The organism is Pseudomonas sp. FBCC-B1565, from assembly GCF_059133265.1.
The window spans coordinates 4,679,574-4,704,064 of the sequence record NZ_CP101438.1; the positions used below are offsets into that span (position 1 = coordinate 4,679,574).

A 24,491-nucleotide genomic window follows, 5' to 3' on the forward strand; every position below is an offset into this window, starting at 1 on the left:
GGTTTCAAGCGCGCGCCAAGGCCAGCCGAGGGGTGGCGGTGGCGTGGCGGGTCTGGTCGGAAAACATCAGGCTGGTGTCGACGTCGGCACCGTACAAATCGTTGAGGAACTGGCTGCTCATCGCACTGCCCTGCCCGTCGAAATGAATGCGCCCGCCTTTGAGGGCCACGGCACGCGGGCAATAACGCATGGCGTAATCGACTTGATGCAAGGTCACCACCACGGTCTTGCCGTCGCGGCGGTTGATGTCGGCGAGGATCTCCATGACCTTGCGCGCCGACTCCGGGTCGAGGGAGGCGATGGGTTCGTCGGCGAGGATTACCTCGGCGCGCTGGGTCAATGCCCGGGCAATCGCCACGCGCTGCTGCTGGCCGCCGGACAAGGTCGAGGCACGTTGCGACGCCAGATCGGCCAGGCCGACGCGAGCCAGGGACTCGAGGGCAAACGCTTTTTCTTCGGCATTGAACAAGCCGAGGCTGCCACGCCAGCGCGGCATGCGGCCCAGGCAACCGAGCAGCACGTTGTCGAGCACGCTCAGACGATTGACCAGGTTGAACTGCTGGAAGATATAGCCAATGTCCGCGCGCAACCGCCGCACCTTGCCATTCAAGCGCCCACTGGCCTGCACTTCCCGGCCCAACACCTTGACGCTGCCGCCGTTGCTTTTGTCGCAACAGGCCAGGCCCGCCAGGTGGCGCAACAAGGTGGACTTGCCGGAACCGGAAGCGCCAATCAGCGCGACCATCTCACCCGGGGCAATGGTGAGTTCGAGGTCGACCAAGGCGGATTTCTTCGCAAAGGTCTTGTTCAAGTGATCGACATGGATAGCGTGATTCATGGGCTTCTCTGTCTTGTTTGAACAGCCTGGGATGGCTGCGGTTGAGTTCAAACGACAGTAGGCGCGGGAGGTGTCAGCCCTATGACTTGCACATGACTGGAGGGGGTCGGTTGGATGAAGGTTTTATGAAAGGTTGCAAGTGAACGCTAAAGGCACATACCCACACCGTGGTGAGCGGGCTTATTGTGGTGAGCAGGCTTGTTGTGGCGAGCGGGCTTGCCCCGCGTTGGGCTGCGCAGCAGCCCCATTAAGGCCACCGCGTTATGTCAGACAGAACCAGCTTCCGGGGCCGCTTCGCAGCCCAACGCAGGGCAAGCCTGCTCACCACAACAGCCCTGCTCGCCACAACATATGCGATTTTTCCTACCTTCTCTGTCGGTTGCGGTTGCTATAACGCACCGTTAGCCTCTCGCAATCGCTGCTCATCAGCGATCAGGCTTGGTCGCCTGGATTAGAATGGCGCACAGTGCCGCGCAAGCGGCATTATTGTGTTCGCGTTATGGCGAGCTGTGCGTGGGAGGGCCTAGGCCCTGCCGGGTTTCCATTCCCTGGTCGACCAACCTGCGTACAGCTCGCCACCCTTCTGCTTGGTCGCGGATGGGGTGAGCTCCAATTGAATGGAGATTTACTGCATGAAAAAAGTTACTCCAAATCCCCCGCCATCCACTTCGGATGACACACCACAAACCCCACCCAACCTCATCTTCACCGTCCGCCCCGGCCTCAGCACCGAAGCGGCCTTGAGCAATGCCAGCGAGATGCTGGAATCGGCGACTGTGTGTGCCTACGACTGTGCCGAGCACTTGGATGGCTCGGGCCGCAAGCAGGTGTTGGCGGTGGTGCAGATGATCGAGATTGCGCAGTTGTTGGTGGATGAAGCGCTGAATCGGGAGTGTCCGGTGGCATGATGGCAGTGGATCAGTCAGTGATGGGCTGAATGACCCATTGCCATCGGGGGCAAGCCCCCTCCCACCTTTGATCTCCGGTGGTTGAGAGAGCGGATTTTAAAGCGCAAAAAAGGCGACCTGTAATAGGTCGCCTTTTTTCATTGCGCGTACTGCTTGCTCAACCCCGGCGGCACACCGTGCACGTCGGTGTCTTCCCATGGCCCGTTCGGGCTGATCGAGCGGCTCCAGCCGTTGCTCCAGCGGTAATACGTGCGCTGGCGATAGAAGGTGTCGGGCTGGTCGTCCAGCACATACACCTGCATCTTGCCGTCCCAGTGGCTGGCGGCGCCTGGAGGTGGGGCAAACGTCGGCGACTTGCTCGGCAAGGGCTTCGGCGGCGGGGTCACCGGGCCGGACGGTTTGGTGCTCGGCTGGGTCGACGGGCCTGACGGTGGGATGGTCGGGCCGGTGGGCGTGGGAGGTGGGCGGTGGACCGCACAAGCGCTCAGGCCCAATACCAGGCTGAGCAAGGTGATGCGTGCAAATGCGGTCATGGGCGTTTCCTCGATTTACTGGTCCGGACTGTCGATGGTCAGCTGCTGCAAGGCAGTGGTGGTGCTGGCCAGGGGTTGGCTGCGGCCGATCCACTCGCCAGTGGTCGGCTGACCGGCCCGGGATATGCGCGCAACCAGTTGGACTTCGGGGAAGTTGGACAGTTTCAATTGCGGCATCATCGCGTCGGCATCGCCCAGTTCGACGGTGACCGGCAGTTCGGCGACGGTCACGCGCTTGGCCGCCAAGGGTGCCGGCGGGCCACTGACGGCGCGGGCGAAGATGAACACGCTGTCGCTTGGCAAGGCTTTGGCCTTCACCTCGGCGGACAGGTCCACGCGGACTGTCATCACGGCCTTCTGCGCGACGGTGCCGCCACTTTCCTTGAGTTTTTCCGCTGCACGGTCGATGCCGCCTTGCAGTGCCGCACGGGAGTTGTCGTCCGGTGGTAGCTGAGCCAACAGGCGGTTCCAGTAGTCGATCGCTTCCTGATAGCGCTGGCCTTCAAAGGCGGCGATTCCCAGCAGGCCCAGGCTGGTCACTTCCTTCGGATCAAGCTTCAGCGCCTCGTCGGTGAGGGCCTGAACCTTGGGCGACCACTGTTTGTTGTCGGCAAAATATTGCGCCTGGGCCCACTGACCGAGCAACTCCGGTTGACGCCCGGCCAGGGCCACGGTGCGTTCGAAGACTTTGGCCGCATCGGCGGAACGGTCCTGGGCCATATAGGCACGGCCGAGGAAATACAGGCCCTCGGCAGAATCCGGCTGGGCAGCGGCGGCGCGCTCCAGGCGCTGGGTCATGTCTTCCATGGACACCGGCGGCTGGGAGAATTCGCGGGTCAGTTCGACCTTGTCGCTCGCCCCGTAATGCAGGTACAGGGCAACGCCGAGGACCGGCACCAGAAACGCCGCCAACAACGGCAGCGGCTTGCCCAGGCGCGATTCACGGGGCTTTTCCACGCCTTCGGTATCGGCCAGCAATTCGCGGGCAGCTTCGGCGCGGCCGGTGTCGAGTTGCGCGGGATTCAGTACGCCTTCGTCCTGCTGCTCTTGCAGTTCGGCAACGCGTTCCTGGTACAGCGCCACGTTCAGCGCGGTGCGATCCTCTTCGCGCTGGGCACGGCGGCCGCGCAGTACAGGGATCAGCAGGAAACTCAGGGCAATCAGAAGCAGCAAGCCGGCTGCGAGCCAGAAATCAATCATCAGTCTTGGTGTCCAGCAATTGGTCGAGGCGTTTACGCTCATCCAGGGACAGCGCGTCGGAACCATCGGTTGGCGCGGCGCGGCGGCGGCGCACGATCACGGCCATTACGACAACGCCGGCCAGCAACAGTCCGGCAGGGCCGAACCAGAGCAGCGCGGTCTTGCCGGTGAGCGCCGGTTTGTAGCGCACGAAATCTCCGTAGCGGTCGACCATGAAGTCGATGATCTGCTGGTTGTCCTTGCCCTCCCCCAGCATGCGGAAGATTTCCTTGCGCAGGTCGGCGGCGATCGGTGCGTTGGAGTCGGCGATATCCTGGTTCTGGCACTTGGGGCAGCGCAGTTCCTTGGTCAGGTCGCGGAAACGCTCGCGCTCGGCGTCGTTGGCAAATTCGTAGGTGTCGATGGCGGCGTGGGCCACGCTTGCCAAGCCCAACGCTAAAACGGCAGCGGCTAACAGACGCTTCATGGCTTGGCCTCATCGACCAGGGCCTGGTACTTGGCGGCGAGCTGCTCGCGCCAGACCACTTCGTCGATCACGCCGACGTACTTGTCGCGGATTACGCCCTTGGCATCGATGAAGAAGGTTTCCGGGGCGCCGTACACGCCCAGGTTCAAACCTAGGTTGCCGTCTTCATCGCGGATATCCAGCTGGTACGGGTTGTGGAACTCGGCCAGCCACTTCAAGGCCGCCGCATTGTCGTCCTTGTAGTTGATGCCGTAGATCACCACGCCCTTCTCGGCCAGTTTGTTCAGCACCGGGTGTTCGACGCGGCAGGAGATGCACCAGGTGCCCCACACGTTGACCAGCGCCGGTTTGCCGAGCAGGTCGGCCTGGGTCAGGGTCTTGTCACCCTGCACGGTCGGCAGGCTGAATGCCGGAAACGGTTTGCCGATCATCGCCGAAGGCAGCTCGGCAGGGTCCAGGTACAGCCCGCGATACAGGAATACCGCCACCACCAGAAACATCGCCAGCGGTACCACCATCAACCAACGCTTCATGCCGCCGCTCCTTGCAGGCCGAGGGCTTCACGCACCCGGCTTTTCACTTTGACCCGATAACGCCGGTCCAGCGCGGCGAGCAAACCACCAAAGCCGGTGAGCAAGCCGCCGAACCAGATCCAGCGCACAAACGGCTTCACATGCACCCGCACGGCCCAGGCGCCGTCGCCCAGCGGCTCACCCAATGCGACGTAGAGGTCACGGGTGAAACCGGCGTCGATCCCGGCTTCGGTCATCATCGAGCTCTGCACGGTGTACAGGCGTTTTTCCGGGTGCAGCACCGCCACTTCCTTACCGTTGCGCACGACGCGCACGGTGCCTTTGTCGGAGGTGAAGTTCGGCCCTTCGAAGTGCTTGGCGCCTTCGAAGATGAAGTGATAACCGGCCAGGTCCATGGACTCGCCCGGCGCCAGGCGCAGGTCGCGTTCGGCGCTGTTCTGGCTGGACAACACCACACCGAGGGCGCATACGGCGATGCCGATGTGGGCGACCTGCATGCCCCAGTAGCTGCGGGTCAACGTCGGCAGGCCTTTGATCAGGCCTTTGTGGCGGGTTTTGTCGAAGATATCGCGCACGCCGGCCAGCAACACCCAGGCGGCGAGCAGGAAAGTGGCGAGCACCGCCCAGTTGAAGTCGCCGTAGGCAAACCCGGCGATGACCGCCAGGGCCACGCTGCCGAGCAGTACCGGCATCAGCATGCCGGCCAGCCATTTGACTGGGGTGTCTTTCCAGCGCACCAGCACGCCGACCGCCATCACCACCATCAACAGGCCCATCAATGGGATAAACAACGCGTTGAAGTACGGCGGGCCCACGGACAGCTTGGCGCCGCTCAACGCATCCAGCACCAGCGGATACAAGGTGCCGAGCAGGATCATCGACGCGGCCACCACCAGCACCAGGTTATTGCCCAGCAGCAGGGTTTCCCGCGACCACAGGTTAAAGCCGACATGGCTCTTGACCACCGGGGCGCGCAGGGCGAACAGGGTCAGGGAGCCACCGACCACAAACAGCAGGAAGATCAGGATAAACACGCCGCGCTCCGGGTCGGACGCAAACGCATGCACCGACGTCAGCACCCCCGAACGCACGAGGAAGGTGCCGAGCAGGCTGAGGGAAAATGCCGCGATGGCCAGCAGCACGGTCCAGCTCTTGAACACGCCACGCTTCTCGGTGACAGCCAGTGAGTGAATCAGCGCAGTACCGACCAGCCAGGGCATGAAGGAGGCGTTTTCCACCGGGTCCCAGAACCACCAGCCGCCCCAGCCGAGTTCGTAATAGGCCCACCAGGAGCCCAGCGTGATACCAATGCCGAGGAACGCCCAGGCGACGATGGTCCACGGCCGCGACCAGCGCGCCCAGGCCGCATCAAGGCGCCCGCCGAGCAAGGCGGCGATGGCGAAGGCGAAGGCCACCGAGAAGCCCACGTAGCCCATGTAGAGCATCGGCGGGTGCACGATCAGGCCGATGTCTTGCAGCAACGGGTTGAGGTCATGCCCGTCCGCCGGAATCTGCGGCAGGATGCGGCTGAACGGGTTGGAGGTCATGATCAGGAACAGCAGGAAGCCGATGCTGATCATGCCCATCACCGCCAGCACCCGCGCCAGCATCACTTGCGGCAATTGGCGCGAGAACACCGACACGGCGAAGGTCCAGCCGCCGAGAATCAGCGCCCACAGCAGCAACGAACCTTCGTGGGCGCCCCACACGGCGCTGAACTTGTAGTACCAAGGCAAGGCGCTGTTGGAATTATTGGCCACATAGGCGACGGAAAAGTCGTCGGTCATGAAGGCGTAGGTCAGGCAACCAAAGGCGAACAACAGGAAGGCAAACTGGCCCCAGGCCGCCGGCTGGGCCAAGCTCATCCACAAACGGTCACCACGCCAGGCACCGAGCAACGGCACCACGGCCTGGACGATGGCAAAGCACAGGGCGAGGATCATCGCCAACTGGCCCAACTCCGGAATAAACAGTGCGGACGTCATGGCTTAGCCCTCCTTGGCAGGCGTTGGCGCGGATTGGCCGCTGTCTTTCAGAGCCTTGGTGACCTCCGGCGGCATGTATTTTTCATCGTGCTTGGCCAGCACTTCATCGGCGACCACCACGCCGTCGGCGTTGAGCTTGCCCAGGGCGACGATGCCCTGGCCTTCGCGGAACAGGTCCGGGAGGATGCCACGGTAGGTGATGGTCACGGCTTTGTTGAAGTCGGTGACCACGAAGGTGACGTCGAGGGAGTCACCGGAGCGCTTCAGCGAGCCCTTTTCGACCATGCCGCCGGCGCGGATACGCGTATCGACAGGCGCTTCGCCATTGGCGATCTGAGTCGGGGTGTAGAACAGGTTGATGTTCTGTTGCAAGGCGCTCAAGGCCAGGCCCACGGCAATGCCGACGCCCACCAGGATGGCAAGGATGATCAACAGACGCTTTCTACGCAGCGGATTCACTTTTCGGTCTCCCGGCGCAGACGACGCGCCTCTTGTTGCAGGTAACGCTTGCGGGCCAGGATCGGCGCGGCGACGTTGAGGGCCAGCACCGCCAGGCAGATGCCATAGGCGGTCCAGACGTACAGGCCGTGATGGCCCATGGCGAGAAACTCGCTGAAAGAAGCAAAACTCATCCACGCACTCCCAGGCTGCTTTGCACTTCGGCCTTGACCCAACTGGTGCGGGCTTCACGCTTGAGCACTTCAAGGCGCATGCGCAGCAGCAGCACGGCGCCGAAGAAGCAGTAGAACCCCAGCACCATCAGCAGCAGTGGCGCCCACATCTCCACGGGCATCGCCGGCTTTTCGGTGAGGGTGAAGGTGGCGCCCTGGTGCAGGGTGTTCCACCACTCCACCGAGTATTTGATGATCGGGATGTTGATCACGCCGACAATCGCCAGCACCGCGCAGGCCTTGGCGGCGCTGTCACGATTGCTGATCGCGTTGCCCAGGGCAATCAGACCGAAGTACAGGAACAGCAGGATCAACATGGACGTTAGTCGCGCATCCCACACCCACCACGAGCCCCAGGTGGGCTTGCCCCAGATCGCGCCGGTGACCAGCGCCACGGCGGTCATCCAGGCGCCGATGGGCGCGGCGCATTGCAGGGCCACGTCGGCGAGCTTCATCTTCCACACCAGGCCGACAACGCCGCACACCGCCAGCATCACGTAGCAGGACTGGGCCAGCATGGCGGCGGGAACGTGGATATAGATGATGCGGAAGCTGTTGCCTTGCTGGTAGTCCGGCGGCGCGAAGGCCAGGCCCCAGACCAGGCCGATGCCGATCAGCAACACGGCGGCGACGCTCAACCACGGCAACAGCTTGCCGCTGATGCCATAGAACCATTTGGGCGAGCCGAGCTTGTGAAACCAGGTCCAGTTCATTGCTGTTTCCATCACGGTTGCTTTTCGTCGTTGCGAAAAGCTTAGGGTCTTTACTGACTAAGACATAACACTTAGTCAGACCTCATTATTCGCCGACGCTGATCTTCAGGCCGGCCGCTATAGCAAAGGGTGTCAGGGTGACCGCCAGGGCGGTCAGGCTACCCAGCCACAACAGGTAACCGGTCGCCGGCATGCCCATGAGCGCGGCTTGCAAGGCACCGCTGCCCAGGATCAATACCGGGATGTACAAAGGCAGAATCAACAGGGCCAGCAACAGGCCGCCCCGCTTCAAACCCACGGTCAACGCCGCGCCTACTGCGCCCAACAGGCTGAGCACCGGCGTACCGAGCAACAGGCTCAGCAGCAGGATCGGCAGGCATTCGGTGGGCAACCCGAGCATCATCGCCAGCAGCGGCGAGAGCAAGACTAGCGCGAGGCCGGAAAAAGCCCAGTGTGCCAGTACCTTGGCCAGTACCAGAAGTGGCAGGGGGTGCGACGAAAGGACCCACTGTTCCAGGGAGCCGTCTTCGAAATCACCGCGAAACAGCCCGTCCAGCGAGAGCAGGACCGATAAAAGCGCGGCCACCCACACCAGCCCTGGGGACAAGGTTTGCAACAGTTTAGTCTCGGGGCCAACCGCCAACGGGAACAGCGCGATAACAATCGCAAAGAACACCAGCGGGTTGGCCAGTTCGGCCGGGCGACGGCACAGCAGCCGCGCTTCGCGGGCGACCAACAAGGCGAAGACGCTCATGCCGACCACCGGCCAAGGTCCAGCTCGCGGTAGCCTGAGGGCATGCGCGCCAAGGTGTGGTGGGTGGTGAGCACCACCAGGCCGCCCTGTTCACAGTGCCGGGCCAGGTGCTCTTCCAACTGGGCAACGCCTTGTTTATCAAGGGCGGTGAAGGGTTCGTCGAGGATCCACAGCGGTGGGCCCGGCAGGTACAAACGCGCCAGGGCCACGCGGCGCTGTTGGCCAGCGGACAAGGTGTGGCAGGGAACGTCTTCGAAACCCTTGAGGCCGACAGCGGCCAGGGCCTGCCAGATGGCCTCGCGGGAAGCGGGATGATGCAGGGCGCTGAGCCAGCTGAGGTTTTCTTCAGCGGTGAGCACGTCTTTGATACCGGCGGCGTGGCCGATCCACACCAGGTTGCGGGCAAGTTCGCTGCGTTGTTGGTTGAGGGGCTTGCCGTTGAGTCGAACCTCACCGGCGGTCGGCTGCATCAGCCCGGCCAACAGGCGCAGCAAACTGGTCTTGCCACTGCCGTTGGGGCCGCTGACTTGCACCATGTCACCGCCCGCCAGCCGCAGTTCGAGGTGCTCGAACAGCAGGCGCAGGTCGCGTTCACAGGCAAGCGCTACGGCTTCAAGAAGAGGGCTGGTCAAAAGATCGCGGGCCTTTACGGTTCAAGTCGGCGGTGCAGCGGCCGTTAAAGAGAAATGCACAATAACGGCTTTGGCGACCGATTTTAGAGAGCTGGATCAAATAGTTGTGAGGTTTTTACCGCTCTCTTTGCAGACGGGCGGCATTATACATGTGATGCCCTACTCTAAAGAGGGCAATTTCCCCAGAGACGACGCGCGCGATGACCGGTGAGATCAACCTTCCTACGCTTGCACCCGCCCCGGCAGCCGGGCCGGGCCCTGCGCCCGCAGCCGGTGAGTTGCTGAAACTGCTGGAGCCGCAGATCGGCCTGATCGACCCCGGGAAAACCGCAAACGCCGAAGTCATCGCCCTGAAACAAGGCGGCGAGGCCTTCCAGTTGCTGCTCAAGTTGACCCTGGAAGGCGGCCGCCAGACCCTGGTGCAGGCCAGCAGCCCGCAGCCGCTGCCGCTGGGCAGCAATGTGGCGGTGAGCCAGACGCCTGCGGGTAACCTGACCCTAAGCCTGCAGCAGGCCTTGAGCGCCAATGTCGCCGCCCTCACCCGCATTGACACCAACCAGATACCGGTGGGCACGCTGTTGCAGGCCAAGGTGCTGACTACCCAGATGCTGCCCCAGGGCACCGCGCAGCCGGCGATCTACCGCTCGCTGGTCACTGTGCTCAACAACGCCCTGGCGGGCGCGACCCTGACCGTGGAAAGCCCTCAGCCCCTGCGCGTCGGCAGCCTGCTCAGCGCCGTGGTGCAAAACGCGCAGACCCTGAGCTTTGTGCCGTTGAGCGGGCTCAAGGATCAACTGGCGGTCAGCCAGCAACTGTCGACCCAGCAAAGTCGCCAGGGCTCGTTGGATGCTGTCTTCACCGCCCTGCAGAACCTGCCTCGCGGCGACAGCACCTCCGCCGATCTGCGCGCCGCCGCCGAGCGCCTGTTGGCTGCTTTGCCGGACCTGGCGCAAGTCAGCAACCCCAAGGTACTGGCGCAAGTCATCCAGAACAGCGGCGCCTTTCTTGAAGCCAAGCTGCTCGCCGGGCAGAACCCGCAAATCCCGCCGCTGGACATGAAAGGCGCGTTGCTGCGCCTGGTCGCGGACTTGCTGCCCGCCCTGCCCGCCAGCACCAACATGACCGCGATCCTCGCCGCCAACACCCTGGCCCAGGTGCTGCCCAACTTCGTGCGCAGCCCACTGAACACACTTGGCCAGGTCAGCGCCCGGCAACTACCCGCCGGCTTCCCACTGCCCGAACGGCTGATGGCGAAACTGGAAGGTGAAGGCGACCTGGAAAACCTGCTGCGCCTGGCCGCCGGCGCAATTTCACGGCTGCAAAGCCATCAGCTGTCGAGCCTGGAACAGACCGGCACCACCGCCGACGGCCGCTTGCAAACCACCTGGCAGCTGGAAATCCCCATGCGCACCTTGCAAGACATAGTGCCGTTGCAGGTCAAGTTCCAGCGCGAGGAACCGGCGCCGGACAAGGACCAGCCCGAACGCAAGGACAAGAAGGACGCCAAGCAGATGCTCTGGCGCGTCGAGCTGGCCTTCGACATGGAGCCGCTGGGGCCATTGCAGGTCCAGGCGCAACTGAGCCAGGGCAAACTGTCCAGCCAGCTGTGGGCCTCGCGGCCCTTCACCGCCAGCCTGATCGAAAGCCACTTGGGCAACCTGCGCGAACGCCTGGTGACCTCGGGCATCAACGTCGGCGACCTCGATTGCCACCTCGGCACCCCGCCGCGCGGGCCAAAAACCGGGCTGGAACAACGCTGGGTGGATGAAACCGCATGAAGAACCCGATACCGCCGCGCCAGGCGATTGCCCTCAAGTACGACGGCCAGCAGGCCCCCACCCTGACGGCCAAGGGCGACGACGCCCTGGCCGAAGCGATCCTCAAGCTGGCGCGGGAACACGAAGTACCGATCTACGAAAACGCCGAGCTGGTCAAGCTGCTGGCGCGGATGGAACTGGGCGACAGTATTCCCGAGGAGCTGTACCGCACGATTGCCGAGATCATTGCGTTTGCGTGGACGCTGAAGGGCAAGTTCCCGGTGGGGTATGACCCGAATGCGGGGCCGGTGGAGCGCGACATCACCGAGCGCGGCGACGATTACTGAGGCATATGAAGAATCATATGTGGGAGGGGGCTTGCCCCCGATAGCAGAGTGTCAGTCACACTTAAGTTGACTGATACACCGCCATCGGGGGCAAGCCCCCTCCCACATTTGGATTGGGTCAGTTCAGGACTTCACTGAGCGGGATGAAGTTGACCCGATCGCCGATCGCCAGCGTCGTGCCTTCCAACACCTCCACAAACCCCTCCGCCCACGCCGCACTGCGCAGCACGCCGGAGCTCTGGTTGCGGTAGATGATCGCCTTGCCCTGCTCGATGCGCCCACGCAGGTATTCACGGCGGTTACCCGGTTTTGGCCAGGTGAATCCCACCGGCACCTCGAAACGCAGTGGCTCCACCTCTTGCACACCTTGGCGGCGCAGCAGATAAGGGCGCGCCAATAGTGCGAACGTCACCAGCGTCGACGCCGGGTTGCCTGGCAAGCCGATCACCGGCACGCCACGGAAGTGCCCGAAGGTCAGCGGCTTGCCCGGTTTGATCGCCAGTTTCCACAGGGCCAGCTCGCCCTCTTCACGCAGGGCGATGCCAAGGAAATCCGCCTCGCCCACCGACACACCGCCGGTCGACAGGATCAGGTCGACGCTGCCCAGGTCGCCCAGGCGCGTGCGGGTTTGCTCCAGGTCGTCGGGCAGGATGCCGGCATCGATCACTTCACAACCCAGGCGCGCAAGCCACGAGCACAGCACGCGCCGATTGCTGTTGTAGATCTGGCCCGGCCCCAGTGGCAAACCCGGCTCGATCAGTTCATCACCGGTGGACAGCACCGCCACACGTGGGCGGCGCACCACCTCCAGGCAGTCGCGCCCCAGGGAGGCGGCAAGCCCGAGTTCGATCGGGCCCAGGCGCGTGCCGGCCGACAAAACCAACTCGCCAGCCGTGGTTTCCTGGCCCTGTGGGCGGATGTTCTGGTCGAGGTGCAGCGGCTCGGTGAAGCTCACGCGCTCATCGGCGTGGACCACGGCGTTTTCCTGCATTTCCACGCAGTCGGCGCCTTCAGGCACCGGTGCTCCGGTGAAAATGCGCGCGCAGGTGCCGGCAGCCAACGGCTGTGGCACCTGGCCTGCGAAGATGCGCTGGCTGACCACCATAGGTTCGCCGATCCAGTCCGACAGACGCACGGCGTAGCCGTCCATGGCGCTGTTCGGCCAGGGCGGCAGGTCGAGGGTGGAGACCAGGTCCTGGGCCAATACCCGCCCGTCGCAGTCCGCCAGGGGCAAGGTTTGCTGCTCACGGATCGGTGCGGCTTCGGCCATGGTCAGCAGTTGCGCCAACGCGTCTTCCACCGGCATCAGGGCGCCGGTCTTGCCGGGCTTACCCACGGGATTCACAAGGCTCGGCCTGTTTCAGGTGCGGGACGAAGTTGCACGGGCGGTGACGGTTGTCCAGTTGCTCGGCGAGGATGCCGTCCCAACCGGTACGCACCGCATTGGTGGAACCCGGCAGGCAGCACACCAGGGTGCCATTGGCCAGGCCGGCCAGGGCGCGGGACTGCACGGTAGAGGTGCCGATGTCCGCCACGGAGATCTGGCGGAACAGTTCGCCAAAACCATCGACCTGCTTGTCCAGCAGGCAGCTCACGGCTTCGGGGGTGCTGTCACGGCCGGTAAAGCCGGTGCCGCCGGTGATCAGCACCACTTGCACCACGTCTTCGGCGATCCAGTGGGCGACCTGGGCGCGGATCTTGTAGAGGTCGTCCTTGAGCAGCACGCGCTCGGCCAGGTTGTGGCCAGCAGCGGTGAGGCGGTCGACGAAGACCTGGCCGGAGGTATCAGTGTCGAGGGTGCGGGTGTCGCTGACAGTCAATACAGCGATGTTCAGGGGTACGAAGGGCGCATCTGCCTTGGCTTTCATGGCACGGTCCGGTTGTCGAAGGAACAGCCCGATGTTATATCACAGGCCCCCCTTTTGCTGCCGCTGCGGAGCCGTCATGCCTATCGATTCATCGCCCCTGCCCTGTTCGGTCTTGCTGCTGTCCGGTGGGCGTGGCCAGCGCATGGGCGGCCAGGACAAAGGCCTGCTGGAATGGCACGGCCAGCCCCTGATCGCCCATTTGCAGCGCCTGGTGCGGCCGCTGACGGATGACTTGATCATCTCGTGCAACCGCAACCCGCAACACTACGCCGCGTATGCCGACCAATTGGTCAACGACGACAGCCCGGACTTTCCCGGCCCACTCGCCGGTATCCGCGCAGGACTCGCCGCCGCGCGCCACGCGCACCTGCTGATACTGCCGTGCGATGTGCCGCATATCGACGCAGGGTTGCTCGCTGACCTGTGTGAGACTGCACGGCGCAACCCGCTGCTGCCGGTAATGGTGCGCCATGGTGAGTTCTGGGAGCCGCTGATCTGCATCCTCCCCTCCGCCCTGCGGGACGCGGTGGAGAGCGCCTGGCACGCCGGCGAACGCAGCCCGCGCAAGCTCTTCCTGCAACTGGGCGGCGTGGGCATGGAATGCCCGGCGGATGACCCGCGCCTGGCCAACCTTAATACGCCGGAGCTGTTACAGACGCGCTCGGGCGTGTCAGAATGAACCTCGCATCAGGAACTTTGTCGACGCCGTGAGCGTCACAAGGTCAGCCATTTAAAAGAATTCTCTCGGAGACAAACTCATGACTCAACGGACCATCGCCGCTCTCATGCTTGCACTGGGCCTCGCCACCCTCGCCGGTTGCGCCTCGCCGACAGTGATCACCCTGAATGACGGTCGCGAAATCCAGGCCGTCGACACCCCGAAATACAATGAAGATTCGGGTTTCTACGAATTCGAACAACTTGACGGCAAGCGCACCCGCATCAATAAGGATCAGGTTCGCACCGTCAAAGACCTGTAGTGAGCGGGCTTGCCCCGCGCTGGGTGGCGAAGCCGCCCTGAACGGGACACCACGCAGTATCAGAAAGCCCCAGCTATCCGGTTAATCCAAGGCCCGCCTCGCGCGGGCCTTGTCGTTTCTGGCGGTTACCAGTCGAGGGTGATCCGGCTGCGGAAACTGCGTTCTTCGCCCGTAACCGGGTCGATAAACCGCACCCCCTGGGCCAGCAGTTTCAGCGGGTTGGCGTAGTCGTCTACCGCGTCCTTGATCACGTCAGGGTAGAACGGGTCGTTACAAATACTCGCGCCGAGGGCACTCATGTGCACACGCAACTGGTGCTTCTTGCCGGTGACGGGAAACAGGCCATAGCGCCATAGATCGCCGTTCTTTTCGCGCACTTCCACCGCCGTTTCGGTGTTACTCGCGCCAGGCCCTTCCTGCATGCGAAAGAACGGCTCGCCATCGACCAGGCGGCTTTTATGCACCAGGGGGAACGTCAAGTTCGGCAGGGCCGGAGCGATGGCTTCGTAGAACTTGTCGATCTGGCGGGTGGGAAACAATTGCTGATATGCCGAGCGGCTGGCCGGGTGGGCCGAGAACAACACCAGCCCCGCCGTGTGCCGGTCGATGCGGTGCAGAGGCACCAGCGATGGGTTATCCAACTGGCGAATCAAACGCCGCAGCAGGGTTTGCTCGACGTATTCACCGGCGGGGGTCACGGGCAGGAAGTGCGGTTTGTCGGCGACCACCAGGTGCTCGTCGGCGTACAGGATGGTTTCCTGCACCGGGATGACTTTCTCGTTCGGTACTTCGCGGAAGTAATAGATGCACAGGCCTTCCTTGTAGGCCAGGTCCAGGCTGATGGGACTGCCGTCGATGTCCAGCACCCGGCCACGGGCGATGCGGTCGAGCCACTGTTCGCGGCCGATCGCCGGGAAGTGCTCGCACAGGCAATCGAGCACCGTCGCCCAAGGACCGGGCGGCAAATACAGGGTGCTGGCTTGGTGCTCGGAGGCGATAAAAACGGAAGTCGACATGAAATGCTCAAAGCCTGGGAAAACCGGCGGGCATTATCCCGCATCGGGCGGGATTGAGCCTAGGGCGGATTCAGGCCTTGGCCAACTCCGCCCGCAGGATCGGCGAGGCACTCGCGGCCTCGGTGAATTCCTTGAGCCAGCGCAACACGTCCACGGCTTCCCAGCGGCCTGGATCGTACAACGCGTACAACAAGCCCTGGTAACCCACCACATCCAGCTGCTTGTGGTAACCGGCGCGCTGGAACAGCGCCTCGATCTCGGCAAAGCAGGTATTGAAATGCACCTTGTTAAAAGGCGTCTTGCCTTCCGTGACCAGGCCATCGAGGCGCAGCTCGTTCACCGCGTCGCGCACGACGTCGGCAGACATGCGATTGACGCTGCTTTTCAGTTGTTCAACATTCACCACGGGCGTTCCCTCTATTCCATCGCTGTACAAACATACAGTAACGTAATATTTGGAAACCTGCCATCGCATAAACTCAACGAAGGAAGGCCACGACCTGTTGTGAGTCAAATGGCCAATCCAGTTCCGCCCCCGTGTCCACCCGGCGGAGTACCGGAATCCGCAGGCCGTAGGCTTCGGTCAGGTCGTCGGGGTCGGCGATATCCACCAGCTCCACCAGCAACCCGTGTTCGACGAGCGGCATGATTTCGGCTTCAGCAATTTCACATAGATGGCAACCCAGGGTGCCGAACAACTGGCATTCAGGAAGCATGACGAATGGACCTGATCAGAAAGTAGGCCAACATTCTAAGCCTGACGAAAACCTGTGGCGAGAAACCAGCCCCTGAAAACCCTGACCCAGGTCACCATGGCCTATAACTGTTTCAGCGATTCTCGCGGCTTTTTGCCTGCCCCCTTGCAATGGAGATGCGTGTGTTTGCCAACCTGCTGATCATTCTGGCCTCATCCCTGGTGGTGATTGCGCTGTTTCGCCGGCTGCAACTGCCGCCCGTGCTGGGCTACCTGTGCGTCGGCCTGGCCGTGGGGCCTACCGCGCTGGACTGGGTGAATGACAGCGAGGAGCTGCCCGACCTCGCCGAACTGGGCGTGGTGTTCCTGCTGTTCTCCCTGGGCCTGGAATTTTCCCTGACCAAGATGCTCGCCCTGCGCCGCGTGGTGTTCGGCCTGGGCAGTCTGCAGGTGTTGGGCTGCGGGGCACTGCTGGGCATCTTGTTGATGATCCTGGGGGTGGCGCCGGGTATCGCGTTGTTGCTGGGCGCAGGGCTGGCGCTGTCATCCACGGCCATCGTCAGCAAGGAGTTGAGCAGCCTCGGTGAAATCTTCAGCAGCCACGGCCAGAACGCGATTGGCGTGTTGCTGTTCCAGGATGTGGTGGCGGTGCTGTTGCTGACCCTGGTGCCGGTGTTTGCCGGCACCGGCGAACAGGCCTGGTACTGGGCGCTGCCACTGACCCTGGGCAAGACCGTGGTGTTGTTTGTCGGCCTGCTGCTTGCCAGTCGCTGGCTGTTGCCGCGCTTGTTTCATGAAGTGGCCGCCTCACACTCGGCCGAGCTGTTTGTACTGCTGGCGCTGGTGATTGTGTTGCTGACCGCCTGGCTCACGCACCTGCTGGGGCTCTCCCCTGCCCTCGGCGCGTTCCTGGCCGGCATGCTGTTGGGAGAAAGCCACTACCGCCATCAGATCGAGGCAGATATCCGTCCGTTTCGCGACATCCTGCTGGGGCTGTTTTTCGTCAGTATCGGCATGCTCATCGACCTGCAACTGTTCGTCAGCCACAGCCTGTTGATCCTCGCCCTGACCCTCACCCTGATGCTGGTCAAGGGCTGTGTGGTCGCCGCGCTGGTCAAGCTGCGCGGCAGCGACAGCGAAACCGCCTGGCGCAGCGGCCTGGCACTGGCCCAGGGCGGCGAGTTCTGCTTTGCGTTGATGGCACAGATGCAGCAGAGCCGACTGATCCCGGATGAATTCAACGGCTTGCTGCTCGCCGCCACCTTCTGCTCGATGCTGCTGACACCCCTGCTGCTGCGTGCCGCGCCGGGCATTGCTCTGCGCCTGCACCGCAAGCCCAACCAGCAAGTGCAACTGGAAGCCATCACCGCGCTCAACGCCGAGCTGCACGGCCACGCGGTGATCTGCGGCTATGGTCGCGTCGGCCAATCCATCGGACGCTTTCTGCGCAAGGAACAACAGGCATTCATCGCTCTGGATGACGACCCGGAACGGGTACAGGAAGCCGCCACCGAAGACAGCAGCGTGCACTACGGTGATTGCCGGCGTGGCGCATTGCTCAGTGCGGTCGGCCTGGAGCGCGCACGGTTGGTGGTGATTGCCGTAGACAACACCGATGTCGCGCTGGTGGTGTTGAAGGAAGCACGCCGGATCAACACCGAAGTGCCGATCCTGGTACGCACCCGCGACGACAGCCAACTGGCTGAGCTGAAGGCCGCAGGCGCCAGCGAAGTGGTGCCCGAACTATTGGAGTCAAGCCTGATGCTTGCCTCCCACGCCCTGATTCTATTGGGCCTGCCGGACCAACAGGTGCAGGCGCGGGTCGATGAAGTACGACAGAACCGCTACCGCCTGCTACACGGTTTTTATCGCCAGGCAGACGAGCCGATCAATCCTGACTGACCGCGCCGATCTTATGGATCGACAGATCCGCGCCGTAATACTCCTCTTCCTGGCTCAGGCGCAGCCCATGCACGCGCTTGATCACGCCGTACACCAGCAGGCCGCCGGCCAACGCGACCAACACGCCAAGGGCGGTGCCGATCAACTGGCTGACCAGGCTGACACCGCCCAGTCCACCCAGCGCCGTCTGGCCGAAGATGCCGCAGGCAATGCCGCCCCACACGCCGCACAGGCCATGCAACGGCCACACGCCCAACACGTCGTCGATCTTCCAGCGATCCTGGGCGGCGATAAAGAACCACACAAACAAACCACCGGCGACGGCCCCTGTGACCAGTGCGCCCACCGGGTGCATCAAGTCGGAACCCGCACAAATGGCCACCAGCCCGGCCAGCGGGCCGTTATGCAGGAAACCCGGATCGTTGCGGCCAATGATCAAGGCTGCGACGGTGCCGCCAACCATGGCCATCAGCGAGTTGACCGCCACCAGGCCACTGACGCCATTCAACGTTTGCGCACTCATCACGTTGAAGCCAAACCAACCGACAATCAGGATCCACGACCCCAATGCCAGGAACGGAATGCTCGACGGCGCGAACGCCACCAGGCGCCCTTCGCGGTAGCGCCCGTTGCGCGGGCCAAGCAGCAACACCGCCGCCAGCGCCAGCCAGCCGCCCATGGCGTGGACCACCACGGAGCCGGCGAAATCATGGAAGCTGGCGCCGAACGTCGCGAGCAACCAGGCCTGCAGGCCGAAATTGCCGTTCCACACCATGCCCTCGAAAAACGGGTAGATAAACGCCACGATCAACGCGGTCGCGCAGAGCTGCGGCGCAAACCGCGCCCGCTCGGCGATGCCCCCGGAAATGATCGCCGGGATCGCCGCCGCAAAGGTCAGCAGGAAGAAGAACTTCACCAGGCCGTAGCCATGGTCGGCGCTGATCACCGCCGCCGGTTGCATGAAGCTCACCCCGTAGGAGATCCAATAGCCTATAAAGAAATAGGCCAGGGTGGAGATGGCGAAGTCGCTGAGGATCTTCGACAGGGCGTTGACCTGGTTCTTCTGGCGCACCGTGCCGACTTCGAGGAAGGCGAAACCAGCGTGCATGGCCAGGACCATGACCGCGCCGATCAGGATAAACAGGGTATTGGAGCTGTGGATCAGGGTGTCCACCGCGCTTTGCATATTGTCCATGGAGGTTGGCAGGCCTGTAGTAAAGGCAAAAAGCACCAAAGCGGTTCAAACCTGGGTTGCGCGCACTAAATTGGCACCGCCGGCCCCACCCCTCTTCAGAGGGCGTGAACCGATTTAGCGCAGCGATCAACGCATCAGGTCGTTGCCGACAGGGTTTTTCCGCGAGTTTCAGTTATTTAGGGTAAGGTTTTTCAAGGCTTCCTGCCCGACCGCCCGGATTCAGCGCAGGCACCAAGGCCTGCGCACCAAGGCAAAGCAAAAGCTGTACCACACAATTGCACTGAACCTTCACCGACGCCGGTGACTCGAAACCACTAGTACAAAACAGCCCATCACGGAGATACCCATGGCCAGAAGAACTGCAAAGACTGCTCAAGAAATACTGATGGCGGATTTTCAAACCCTGGTCAGCGACACCGAAAAGTTGCTGGATGACACCAAGGTGCTGGCAGGTGACCAGGCCGATGAGCTGCGCAGCAAGATCCACGAAAGCCTGCTCAAGGCCCGCGAAACCCTGCAACTGACCGAAGACTCCCTGCGCGAACGCGGCCAGGCGGCCGTCACCGCGACTGAAGATTACGTGCAGGCCAACCCTTGGCAGTCGGTGGGCATTGCCGCCGGCGTGGGCTTTCTGATCGGCCTGCTGGCCACAAGGCGCTAAATCATGTCTATCGGCGAAACTGGCTCGTCCACGGGCACTACCTCAAGGCGTCTGGGCGCGGCCGTGCTGGGCTTGCTGCACAGCCACGTCGAATTGTTTGGCATCGAATTGCAGGAACAGAAGGCCCGCACCGTCAGCCTGCTGCTGTTTGCCGGCCTGGCATTGGTGTTTGCATTGCTGTTGCTGGTGGGGCTGTCGACGCTGGTGATGATCCTGGTGTGGGACACCGGCTACCGCCTGACCGGCATCATCTGCCTCTGCGTGTTCTACAGCCTGGCCGCAGCCTTTTGCGGGGTGCGCTTGAAAGCGGCGGTGTTCGATGAATCCACGCCGTTCCATGCCACCCTCGAAGAACTGGCCAATGATCGGGAGCGCTTGCTGCCATGAGCCTGACTGAAATGCCAAAAAACACGTCACGGCGGGAAATGCGCAAGGCGTTGATCCGCCTGCGCATGGAAATGCACCGTCAGGAAATCCGCCACGAGTCCCAGCAATTGATGCTGCCGTTGAACAAGGTGCGCAACCTGGGCAGTCACTGGCAAGACAGCCTGGGCATCAAGCACGCGCCGCTGTGGGGCGTGGCTGCGGTGACGCTGATGGGCTTTTTCACCGGCAAAGGCGCCAAGGGCGGCGGTATCAGCAGCCTGACACGCCTGGTGCGTCTCGGTGCCGGGTTGATCCCGCTGATCAAATTGGCCATGCAGGGCACTTCGCGCAAAAGTTGAGCCTGGCTGGCTGCATTCTTGCTAACAGAATCGGCCCGACCCTCGTTTTCGAGGGCCGGGCCTTTTTTCAGCCACCTCGCTTAAGGAGGCCCCGTGATCGACGGGCAACCGCTCGCATGCTTCCAGCCCTTTATCGATACCGCCACCGGCCGCATCGCCGGCGTCGAGGCCCTCGGCCGACTGCGCCAGGCCGACGGGCGCCTGCAATCGGTGGGGCCGCTGTTCGCCGACCCGCGCACCCCAGGCGTGACCTTGCGCCGTCTCGACCGGCAGATTCGCGACAATGCACTGAGCCGCTTGCATGAAGCGCCCGCCGACTGGTTCCTGAGCCTGAACATCTCGCCGCGCTGGATCAACCGCCTGCGTCCGGGCCAAGCCCTGCCGAGCCTGAAACAGATTCATAGCCATGGTGTCGACCCGCAGCGGATCGTGTTCGAGATCACCGAACTGGGTGGCGACATCCAACGCCTGGCCGACGTGGTCGCGCGTTACCGCGAGGCCGGTGCGCGTATCGCCATCGATGACTTCGGCGCCGGCTATTCCCAGCTCGACCGGGTGCTGGCATTGCAACCGGACATTCTCAAGCTGGACATGCGCCTGTTCCAGGAAGCCGCCCGCGGTGGGCCGAGCAGCGAAGTGGTGCGGGCGCTGGCACAGATGGCCGAGAAAACCGGCTGCTGGATCATTGCCGAAGGCGTGGAAACCGAAGCACAGTTGAGCTTCGCCCTGGAGTGCGGCGCGCGGTATGTGCAGGGCTATCTGTTTGCCCAGGCACAGTTGGACTGGTTTGCCGCCGACGCCTTCGTGCCACGCTTTGCCCAGTTGCGCACAGCCTACGTTCAGCAAAAACTGGCGGAACGCGGGCGCATCATGCAATTGCGCCAGCAATTGGCCGAGCTGATGAAAATCCTGCAAACCTGGGCTCAGGCACAAGCGCCGCTGAGCCAGTTGCCCCAACTGCCGGCTTTCCCCTGGCTGCTGCGCTTCTACCAATGCGACCGACACGGCACTCAGCTGACGCCCAACTTCGAATGGCGCCAGGACGCCTGGCAGGCCGACAGCCTTTATCTGGGCCACAACTGGTCGTGGCGCCCGTACTTCTACCACCTGTTGGCCGAAGGGTGGGACGAGCGCCGTCTGACCCTCTCCTCGACCTACCGCGACGCGACCACCAACCAGTATTGCCTCACCGCCGGACAATTCTTTGATAACGGTCAGCGTTTGCTGTTAATCGATATCGACGCGGCCGGGCTGTAGATTTTCGCTTGCCCAGCCCGCGCTGAACCGGGAAGCTGGGAGGGTCATTCACCGCACGGAGAGTACCCGCCTTGGATTGGCCCACCCTGCTGACTCGCGAACGTCTAGGTAAACCGCTGCACAGCCCGGAAGAACTGGGCCGTAGCCCGTTCCACAAAGACCATGACCGTATTATCTTCTCCGGCGCATTTCGCCGCCTGGGCCGCAAGACCCAAGTGCACCCGGTCTCCAGCAACGACCACATCCACACACGCCTGACCCATTCCCTGGAAGTCAGCTGCGTAGGCCGCTCCCTCGGCATGCGCGTCGGCGAAACCCTGCGCAGCGCCCTGCCCGACTGGTGCGACCCGAGCGACCTGGGCATGGTGGTGCAATCGGCCTGCCTGGCCCATGACATCGGCAACCCGCCGTTCGGGCACTCCGGCGAAGACGCCATCCGCCATTGGTTCCAGCAGGCCGCAGGACGCGGTTGGCTGGATGACATGAGCAGCGCCGAGCGGAATGACTTCCTCAATTTCGAAGGCAACGCCCAAGGCTTCCGCGTGCTCACCCAGCTTGAATATCACCAGTTCGACGGCGGCACGCGGTTGACCTACGCCACCCTGGGCACTTACCTGAAATACCCTTGGACCGCCCGCCACGCCGACTCCCTGGGCTACAAGAAACACAAGTTCGGCTGTTACCAGAGTGAATTGCCGATCCTCGAGCAGATCGCCCACAAGCTCGGCCTGCCGCAACTCGAAGAACAGCGCTGGGCCCGGCATCCGCTGGTGTACCTGATGGAGGCAGCCGATGACATCTGCTATGCCTTGATCGACCTGGAAGACGGCCTGGAAATGGAGTTGCTGGAATACACCGAGGTCGAGTCGTTGCTGCTCGACCTGGTAGGCGATGACCTGCCGCAGACCTATCGTCAACTCGGCGCGCAGGACTCCCGGCGGCGCAAGTTGGCGATCCTGCGCGGCAAGGCTATCGAACACCTGACCAACGCGGCCGCGCGGGCCTTTGTCGAACAACAGGATGCCTTGCTCGCCGGCACCCTGCCCGGCGACCTGGTGGAGCACATGCACGGCCCGGCCAAGCGTTGCGTGCTGGACGCCAAGGACATGGCACGCAAGAAGATCTTCCAGGACAAGCGCAAGACATTGCATGAAATCGGCGCCTACACCACCTTGGAAATTCTGCTGAACGCCTTTTGCGGTGCAGCCCTGGAGCAGCATGGCGGGCGTACGCCGTCGTTCAAGAATCGGCGCATTCTCGACCTGCTGGGTAACAACGCGCCGAACCCCCAATGGCCTTTGCACGCCTCGTTCCTGCGCATGATCGACTTCATCGCCGGAATGACCGATAGCTATGCCACCGAAATGGCCCGGGAAATGACCGGGCGCTCCAGCCCCCAATGACGAGCACGATCAAGCCGCCTATTGCCCGAAAGGAATCGACCTACGAAGGGAACAGAGCGGCCTGATCGAATTCGCACAAGCACCCGATGAATACTCACGCATGCTCCGGGCGACCCAGGCGAATTGTTCCTACGCGCCCTCCATCGACGCTTGACTCACCGTGTGCCCCCCAATGCCCAGTTATCCGCTTCGTATCCTGCTGGTGGAGGATCATCCCTTTCAACTCCTCGCCACCCAGTGCCTGCTCAGAAACTTCGGCTTCGCACGGGTGACCCCCGCCGAGAACGCCGAACAGGCTATCTGTTTAATGTCGCGGGCCGAGATGCCCTTCGACATCATCCTGTGCGATCAATGCCTGCCCGACCTGCCGGGACTCGAGCTGATTGAAATCGCCAGTCGCCGACGCTTTACCACCACTGCCATCCTCCTGAGCGGGCTGCCCGCGACAGAACTCGCCGCCCTGATAGCCCAAGCGGTGGACCGTGGCCTGCCATTGCTCGGCTATTTGTCAAAACCGCTCAACAAAGATGAGCTGGCACGTTTGATCTGCCCATTACTCAGGTCACACATGTAGGATTTTAAACATCAGGCCCCGAAGAAAATGCTCTGTACCGAGCCAGCTAATTCCATAGCGGCAAGATTTAATTCATTCATCTCACAAGCGCTGGCATTTCACTTCGCACAGCCTGAGCAACGGGTAGGCCTTTACCTTTTTTAATGTAGGAACTTTCCTGTTTTATATCTACTCCCCCCTGAGCTCATGCTCCCACCTCCCCTTCTGAGCTAATGTGCCCGCTTTATTTGCACTTGCACGGAATGTGATCATGAACTCAGTTTTTATTATCGATGACCACCCGGTTATACGGCTTGCCATCCGAATGTTGTTGGAACACGAAGGTTACAAAGTGGTGGGAGAAACGGACAACGGATGCGATGCCATACAAATGGTCCGCGAATGCTTGCCTGACCTCATCATCCTCGATATCAGCATCCCCAAGCTCGACGGGCTCGAGGTGCTCTGCCGGTTCAACGCCATGAACACGCAGATGAAAACCCTGATTCTGACGGCCCAGTCCCCCACCTTGTTCGCCACACGCTGCATGCGCTCGGGCGCCGACGGCTACGTATGCAAGGAAGGCGACCTGAGCGAATTGCTGAGCGCCATCCGTGCGGTGTTGTCCGGCTACAACTACTTTCCCAGCCAGGCACTGAACAGCAGTGGTGCAGACGGCTGCGACTCCCAGGAACTTGAACTGTTCAAGAACGTCAACGACCGCGAACTTATGGTTTTGCAACTTTTTGCACAAGGCCGCACCAATAAGGAAATTGCGAAAGGTATGTTTCTGAGCAACAAAACAGTAAGCACTTACAAAAAGAGGCTGATGCAAAAACTTCAAGCCAAATCCTTGGTAGAACTTATCGAGATGGCAAAACGAAACGCGCTAGTGTGAGA

30 protein-coding genes are annotated in these 24,491 nt (G+C 62.4%); 13 read left to right on the forward strand and 17 right to left on the reverse strand.

Going from position 1 to position 24,491, the window contains the following annotated elements; translation table 11 throughout:
* Positions 1–4: 4 nt before the first annotated feature.
* The gene (phnC, locus tag NL123_RS21595) at positions 5–838 is read right to left on the reverse strand and encodes a phosphonate ABC transporter ATP-binding protein (RefSeq protein ID WP_494356309.1); all 834 of its coding nucleotides are present in this window, start codon (positions 836–838) and stop codon (positions 5–7) included.
* A 632-nt stretch (positions 839–1,470) separates the two neighbouring features.
* Between phnC and NL123_RS21600 the strand changes: the two genes are divergently transcribed.
* Positions 1,471–1,746: a DUF6124 family protein gene (locus tag NL123_RS21600; RefSeq protein WP_178953590.1), complete on the forward strand. Its 276-nt coding sequence runs from the start codon at positions 1,471–1,473 to the stop codon at positions 1,744–1,746.
* A gap of 137 nt (positions 1,747–1,883) precedes the next feature.
* Here the strand turns inward: NL123_RS21600 and NL123_RS21605 are convergent, their stop codons facing one another.
* The 10 genes from NL123_RS21605 to ccmA form a co-directional block, all read right to left on the reverse strand.
* Positions 1,884–2,279: a hypothetical protein gene (locus NL123_RS21605; protein WP_494356310.1), complete on the reverse strand. Its 396-nt coding sequence runs from the start codon at positions 2,277–2,279 to the stop codon at positions 1,884–1,886.
* A gap of 15 nt (positions 2,280–2,294) precedes the next feature.
* Positions 2,295–3,479: a c-type cytochrome biogenesis protein CcmI gene (ccmI, locus tag NL123_RS21610; protein ID WP_494356311.1), complete on the reverse strand. Its 1,185-nt coding sequence runs from the start codon at positions 3,477–3,479 to the stop codon at positions 2,295–2,297.
* Positions 3,472–3,945 (reverse strand): cytochrome c-type biogenesis protein, encoded by a 474-nt coding sequence (locus NL123_RS21615; protein ID WP_248487207.1) that lies wholly within the window; start codon positions 3,943–3,945, stop codon positions 3,472–3,474. Before NL123_RS21615 ends, ccmI begins: the two co-directional genes overlap by 8 nt.
* Positions 3,942–4,478, reverse strand: a complete 537-nt coding sequence (locus NL123_RS21620) for a DsbE family thiol:disulfide interchange protein (RefSeq protein WP_016978490.1) — start codon at positions 4,476–4,478, stop codon at positions 3,942–3,944. Before NL123_RS21620 ends, NL123_RS21615 begins: the two co-directional genes overlap by 4 nt.
* Positions 4,475–6,463, reverse strand: a complete 1,989-nt coding sequence (locus tag NL123_RS21625; RefSeq protein ID WP_494356312.1) for a heme lyase CcmF/NrfE family subunit — start codon at positions 6,461–6,463, stop codon at positions 4,475–4,477. Before NL123_RS21625 ends, NL123_RS21620 begins: the two co-directional genes overlap by 4 nt.
* A gap of 3 nt (positions 6,464–6,466) precedes the next feature.
* Positions 6,467–6,922: a cytochrome c maturation protein CcmE gene (gene ccmE / locus NL123_RS21630; RefSeq protein WP_042570794.1), complete on the reverse strand. Its 456-nt coding sequence runs from the start codon at positions 6,920–6,922 to the stop codon at positions 6,467–6,469.
* A complete protein-coding gene (gene ccmD, locus NL123_RS21635; protein WP_061435869.1) occupies positions 6,919–7,095 on the reverse strand; it encodes a heme exporter protein CcmD in 177 nt (58 codons plus the stop codon). Before ccmD ends, ccmE begins: the two co-directional genes overlap by 4 nt.
* Positions 7,092–7,847 carry a heme ABC transporter permease gene (locus tag NL123_RS21640; protein ID WP_248487206.1) on the reverse strand — a complete coding sequence of 252 codons (756 nt, stop codon included), beginning with the start codon at positions 7,845–7,847 and terminating at the stop codon, positions 7,092–7,094. The genes ccmD and NL123_RS21640 overlap by 4 nt, the downstream gene beginning before the upstream one ends.
* Positions 7,848–7,932: 85 nt before the next feature.
* Positions 7,933–8,601, reverse strand: a complete 669-nt coding sequence (gene ccmB / locus NL123_RS21645; protein WP_248487205.1) for a heme exporter protein CcmB — start codon at positions 8,599–8,601, stop codon at positions 7,933–7,935.
* A complete protein-coding gene (gene ccmA, locus NL123_RS21650; RefSeq protein WP_248487203.1) occupies positions 8,598–9,233 on the reverse strand; it encodes a cytochrome c biogenesis heme-transporting ATPase CcmA in 636 nt (211 codons plus the stop codon). Before ccmA ends, ccmB begins: the two co-directional genes overlap by 4 nt.
* A 200-nt stretch (positions 9,234–9,433) precedes the next feature.
* Here ccmA and fliK point away from each other — a divergent pair, with 200 nt between their 5' ends.
* The gene (fliK, locus tag NL123_RS21655; protein ID WP_248487201.1) at positions 9,434–11,011 is read left to right on the forward strand and encodes a flagellar hook-length control protein FliK; all 1,578 of its coding nucleotides are present in this window, start codon (positions 9,434–9,436) and stop codon (positions 11,009–11,011) included.
* Positions 11,008–11,337, forward strand: a complete 330-nt coding sequence (locus NL123_RS21660; RefSeq protein WP_248487199.1) for an EscU/YscU/HrcU family type III secretion system export apparatus switch protein — start codon at positions 11,008–11,010, stop codon at positions 11,335–11,337. The genes fliK and NL123_RS21660 overlap by 4 nt, the downstream gene beginning before the upstream one ends.
* Before the next feature lie 118 nt (positions 11,338–11,455).
* Here NL123_RS21660 and NL123_RS21665 read toward each other — a convergent pair whose 3' ends face one another.
* Complete coding sequence (locus tag NL123_RS21665; protein WP_494356313.1) at positions 11,456–12,682, reverse strand: molybdopterin molybdotransferase MoeA; 1,227 nt, start codon at positions 12,680–12,682, stop codon at positions 11,456–11,458.
* Positions 12,666–13,205, reverse strand: coding sequence for a molybdenum cofactor biosynthesis protein B (moaB, locus tag NL123_RS21670; protein WP_056857153.1), 540 nt, complete (start codon positions 13,203–13,205; stop codon positions 12,666–12,668). The genes NL123_RS21665 and moaB overlap by 17 nt, the downstream gene beginning before the upstream one ends.
* Positions 13,206–13,281: 76 nt before the next feature.
* Here moaB and mobA point away from each other — a divergent pair, with 76 nt between their 5' ends.
* Together mobA and NL123_RS21680 are read left to right on the forward strand one after the other, a co-directional pair.
* Positions 13,282–13,884 (forward strand): molybdenum cofactor guanylyltransferase MobA, encoded by a 603-nt coding sequence (gene mobA / locus NL123_RS21675; protein ID WP_494356314.1) that lies wholly within the window; start codon positions 13,282–13,284, stop codon positions 13,882–13,884.
* 79 nt (positions 13,885–13,963) lie between these two features.
* Positions 13,964–14,185 carry a YgdI/YgdR family lipoprotein gene (locus tag NL123_RS21680; protein ID WP_010211805.1) on the forward strand — a complete coding sequence of 74 codons (222 nt, stop codon included), beginning with the start codon at positions 13,964–13,966 and terminating at the stop codon, positions 14,183–14,185.
* 125 nt (positions 14,186–14,310) lie between these two features.
* Here NL123_RS21680 and NL123_RS21685 read toward each other — a convergent pair whose 3' ends face one another.
* The 3 genes from NL123_RS21685 to NL123_RS21695 form a co-directional block, all read right to left on the reverse strand.
* Positions 14,311–15,201: a pseudouridine synthase gene (locus NL123_RS21685; protein WP_494356315.1), complete on the reverse strand. Its 891-nt coding sequence runs from the start codon at positions 15,199–15,201 to the stop codon at positions 14,311–14,313.
* Between the two features lie 70 nt (positions 15,202–15,271).
* Complete coding sequence (locus tag NL123_RS21690) at positions 15,272–15,607, reverse strand: hypothetical protein (RefSeq protein WP_010565034.1); 336 nt, start codon at positions 15,605–15,607, stop codon at positions 15,272–15,274.
* A 73-nt stretch (positions 15,608–15,680) separates the two neighbouring features.
* Positions 15,681–15,917 (reverse strand): glutaredoxin family protein, encoded by a 237-nt coding sequence (locus tag NL123_RS21695; protein WP_058427940.1) that lies wholly within the window; start codon positions 15,915–15,917, stop codon positions 15,681–15,683.
* Positions 15,918–16,072: 155 nt separating this feature from the next.
* Between NL123_RS21695 and NL123_RS21700 the strand changes: the two genes are divergently transcribed.
* Positions 16,073–17,797 (forward strand): cation:proton antiporter, encoded by a 1,725-nt coding sequence (locus NL123_RS21700; RefSeq protein WP_494356316.1) that lies wholly within the window; start codon positions 16,073–16,075, stop codon positions 17,795–17,797.
* On the opposite strand, the gene NL123_RS21705 is transcribed toward NL123_RS21700, so the two are convergent.
* Positions 17,784–18,992, reverse strand: coding sequence for an ammonium transporter (locus NL123_RS21705; protein ID WP_248487190.1), 1,209 nt, complete (start codon positions 18,990–18,992; stop codon positions 17,784–17,786). The genes NL123_RS21700 and NL123_RS21705 overlap by 14 nt on opposite strands.
* Positions 18,993–19,338: 346 nt before the next feature.
* Between NL123_RS21705 and NL123_RS21710 the strand changes: the two genes are divergently transcribed.
* From NL123_RS21710 to NL123_RS21740, 7 genes are all read left to right on the forward strand, one after another.
* Positions 19,339–19,653, forward strand: a complete 315-nt coding sequence (locus NL123_RS21710; protein WP_010211812.1) for an ElaB/YgaM/YqjD family protein — start codon at positions 19,339–19,341, stop codon at positions 19,651–19,653.
* 3 nt (positions 19,654–19,656) lie between these two features.
* On the forward strand, positions 19,657–20,040 hold the full coding sequence (locus NL123_RS21715; RefSeq protein WP_012723020.1) for a phage holin family protein: 384 nt from the start codon (positions 19,657–19,659) through the stop codon (positions 20,038–20,040).
* A complete protein-coding gene (locus NL123_RS21720) occupies positions 20,037–20,378 on the forward strand; it encodes a hypothetical protein (protein ID WP_058427942.1) in 342 nt (113 codons plus the stop codon). The genes NL123_RS21715 and NL123_RS21720 overlap by 4 nt, the downstream gene beginning before the upstream one ends.
* A gap of 93 nt (positions 20,379–20,471) precedes the next feature.
* Positions 20,472–21,635, forward strand: coding sequence for an EAL domain-containing protein (locus NL123_RS21725; RefSeq protein WP_494356317.1), 1,164 nt, complete (start codon positions 20,472–20,474; stop codon positions 21,633–21,635).
* A 71-nt stretch (positions 21,636–21,706) separates the two neighbouring features.
* Complete coding sequence (locus NL123_RS21730) at positions 21,707–23,038, forward strand: deoxyguanosinetriphosphate triphosphohydrolase (protein ID WP_058427944.1); 1,332 nt, start codon at positions 21,707–21,709, stop codon at positions 23,036–23,038.
* A 172-nt stretch (positions 23,039–23,210) separates the two neighbouring features.
* On the forward strand, positions 23,211–23,612 hold the full coding sequence (locus NL123_RS21735; RefSeq protein WP_494356318.1) for a response regulator: 402 nt from the start codon (positions 23,211–23,213) through the stop codon (positions 23,610–23,612).
* A gap of 250 nt (positions 23,613–23,862) precedes the next feature.
* The gene (locus NL123_RS21740) at positions 23,863–24,489 is read left to right on the forward strand and encodes a response regulator transcription factor (RefSeq protein WP_248487185.1); all 627 of its coding nucleotides are present in this window, start codon (positions 23,863–23,865) and stop codon (positions 24,487–24,489) included.
* Positions 24,490–24,491: the final 2 nt, after the last annotated feature.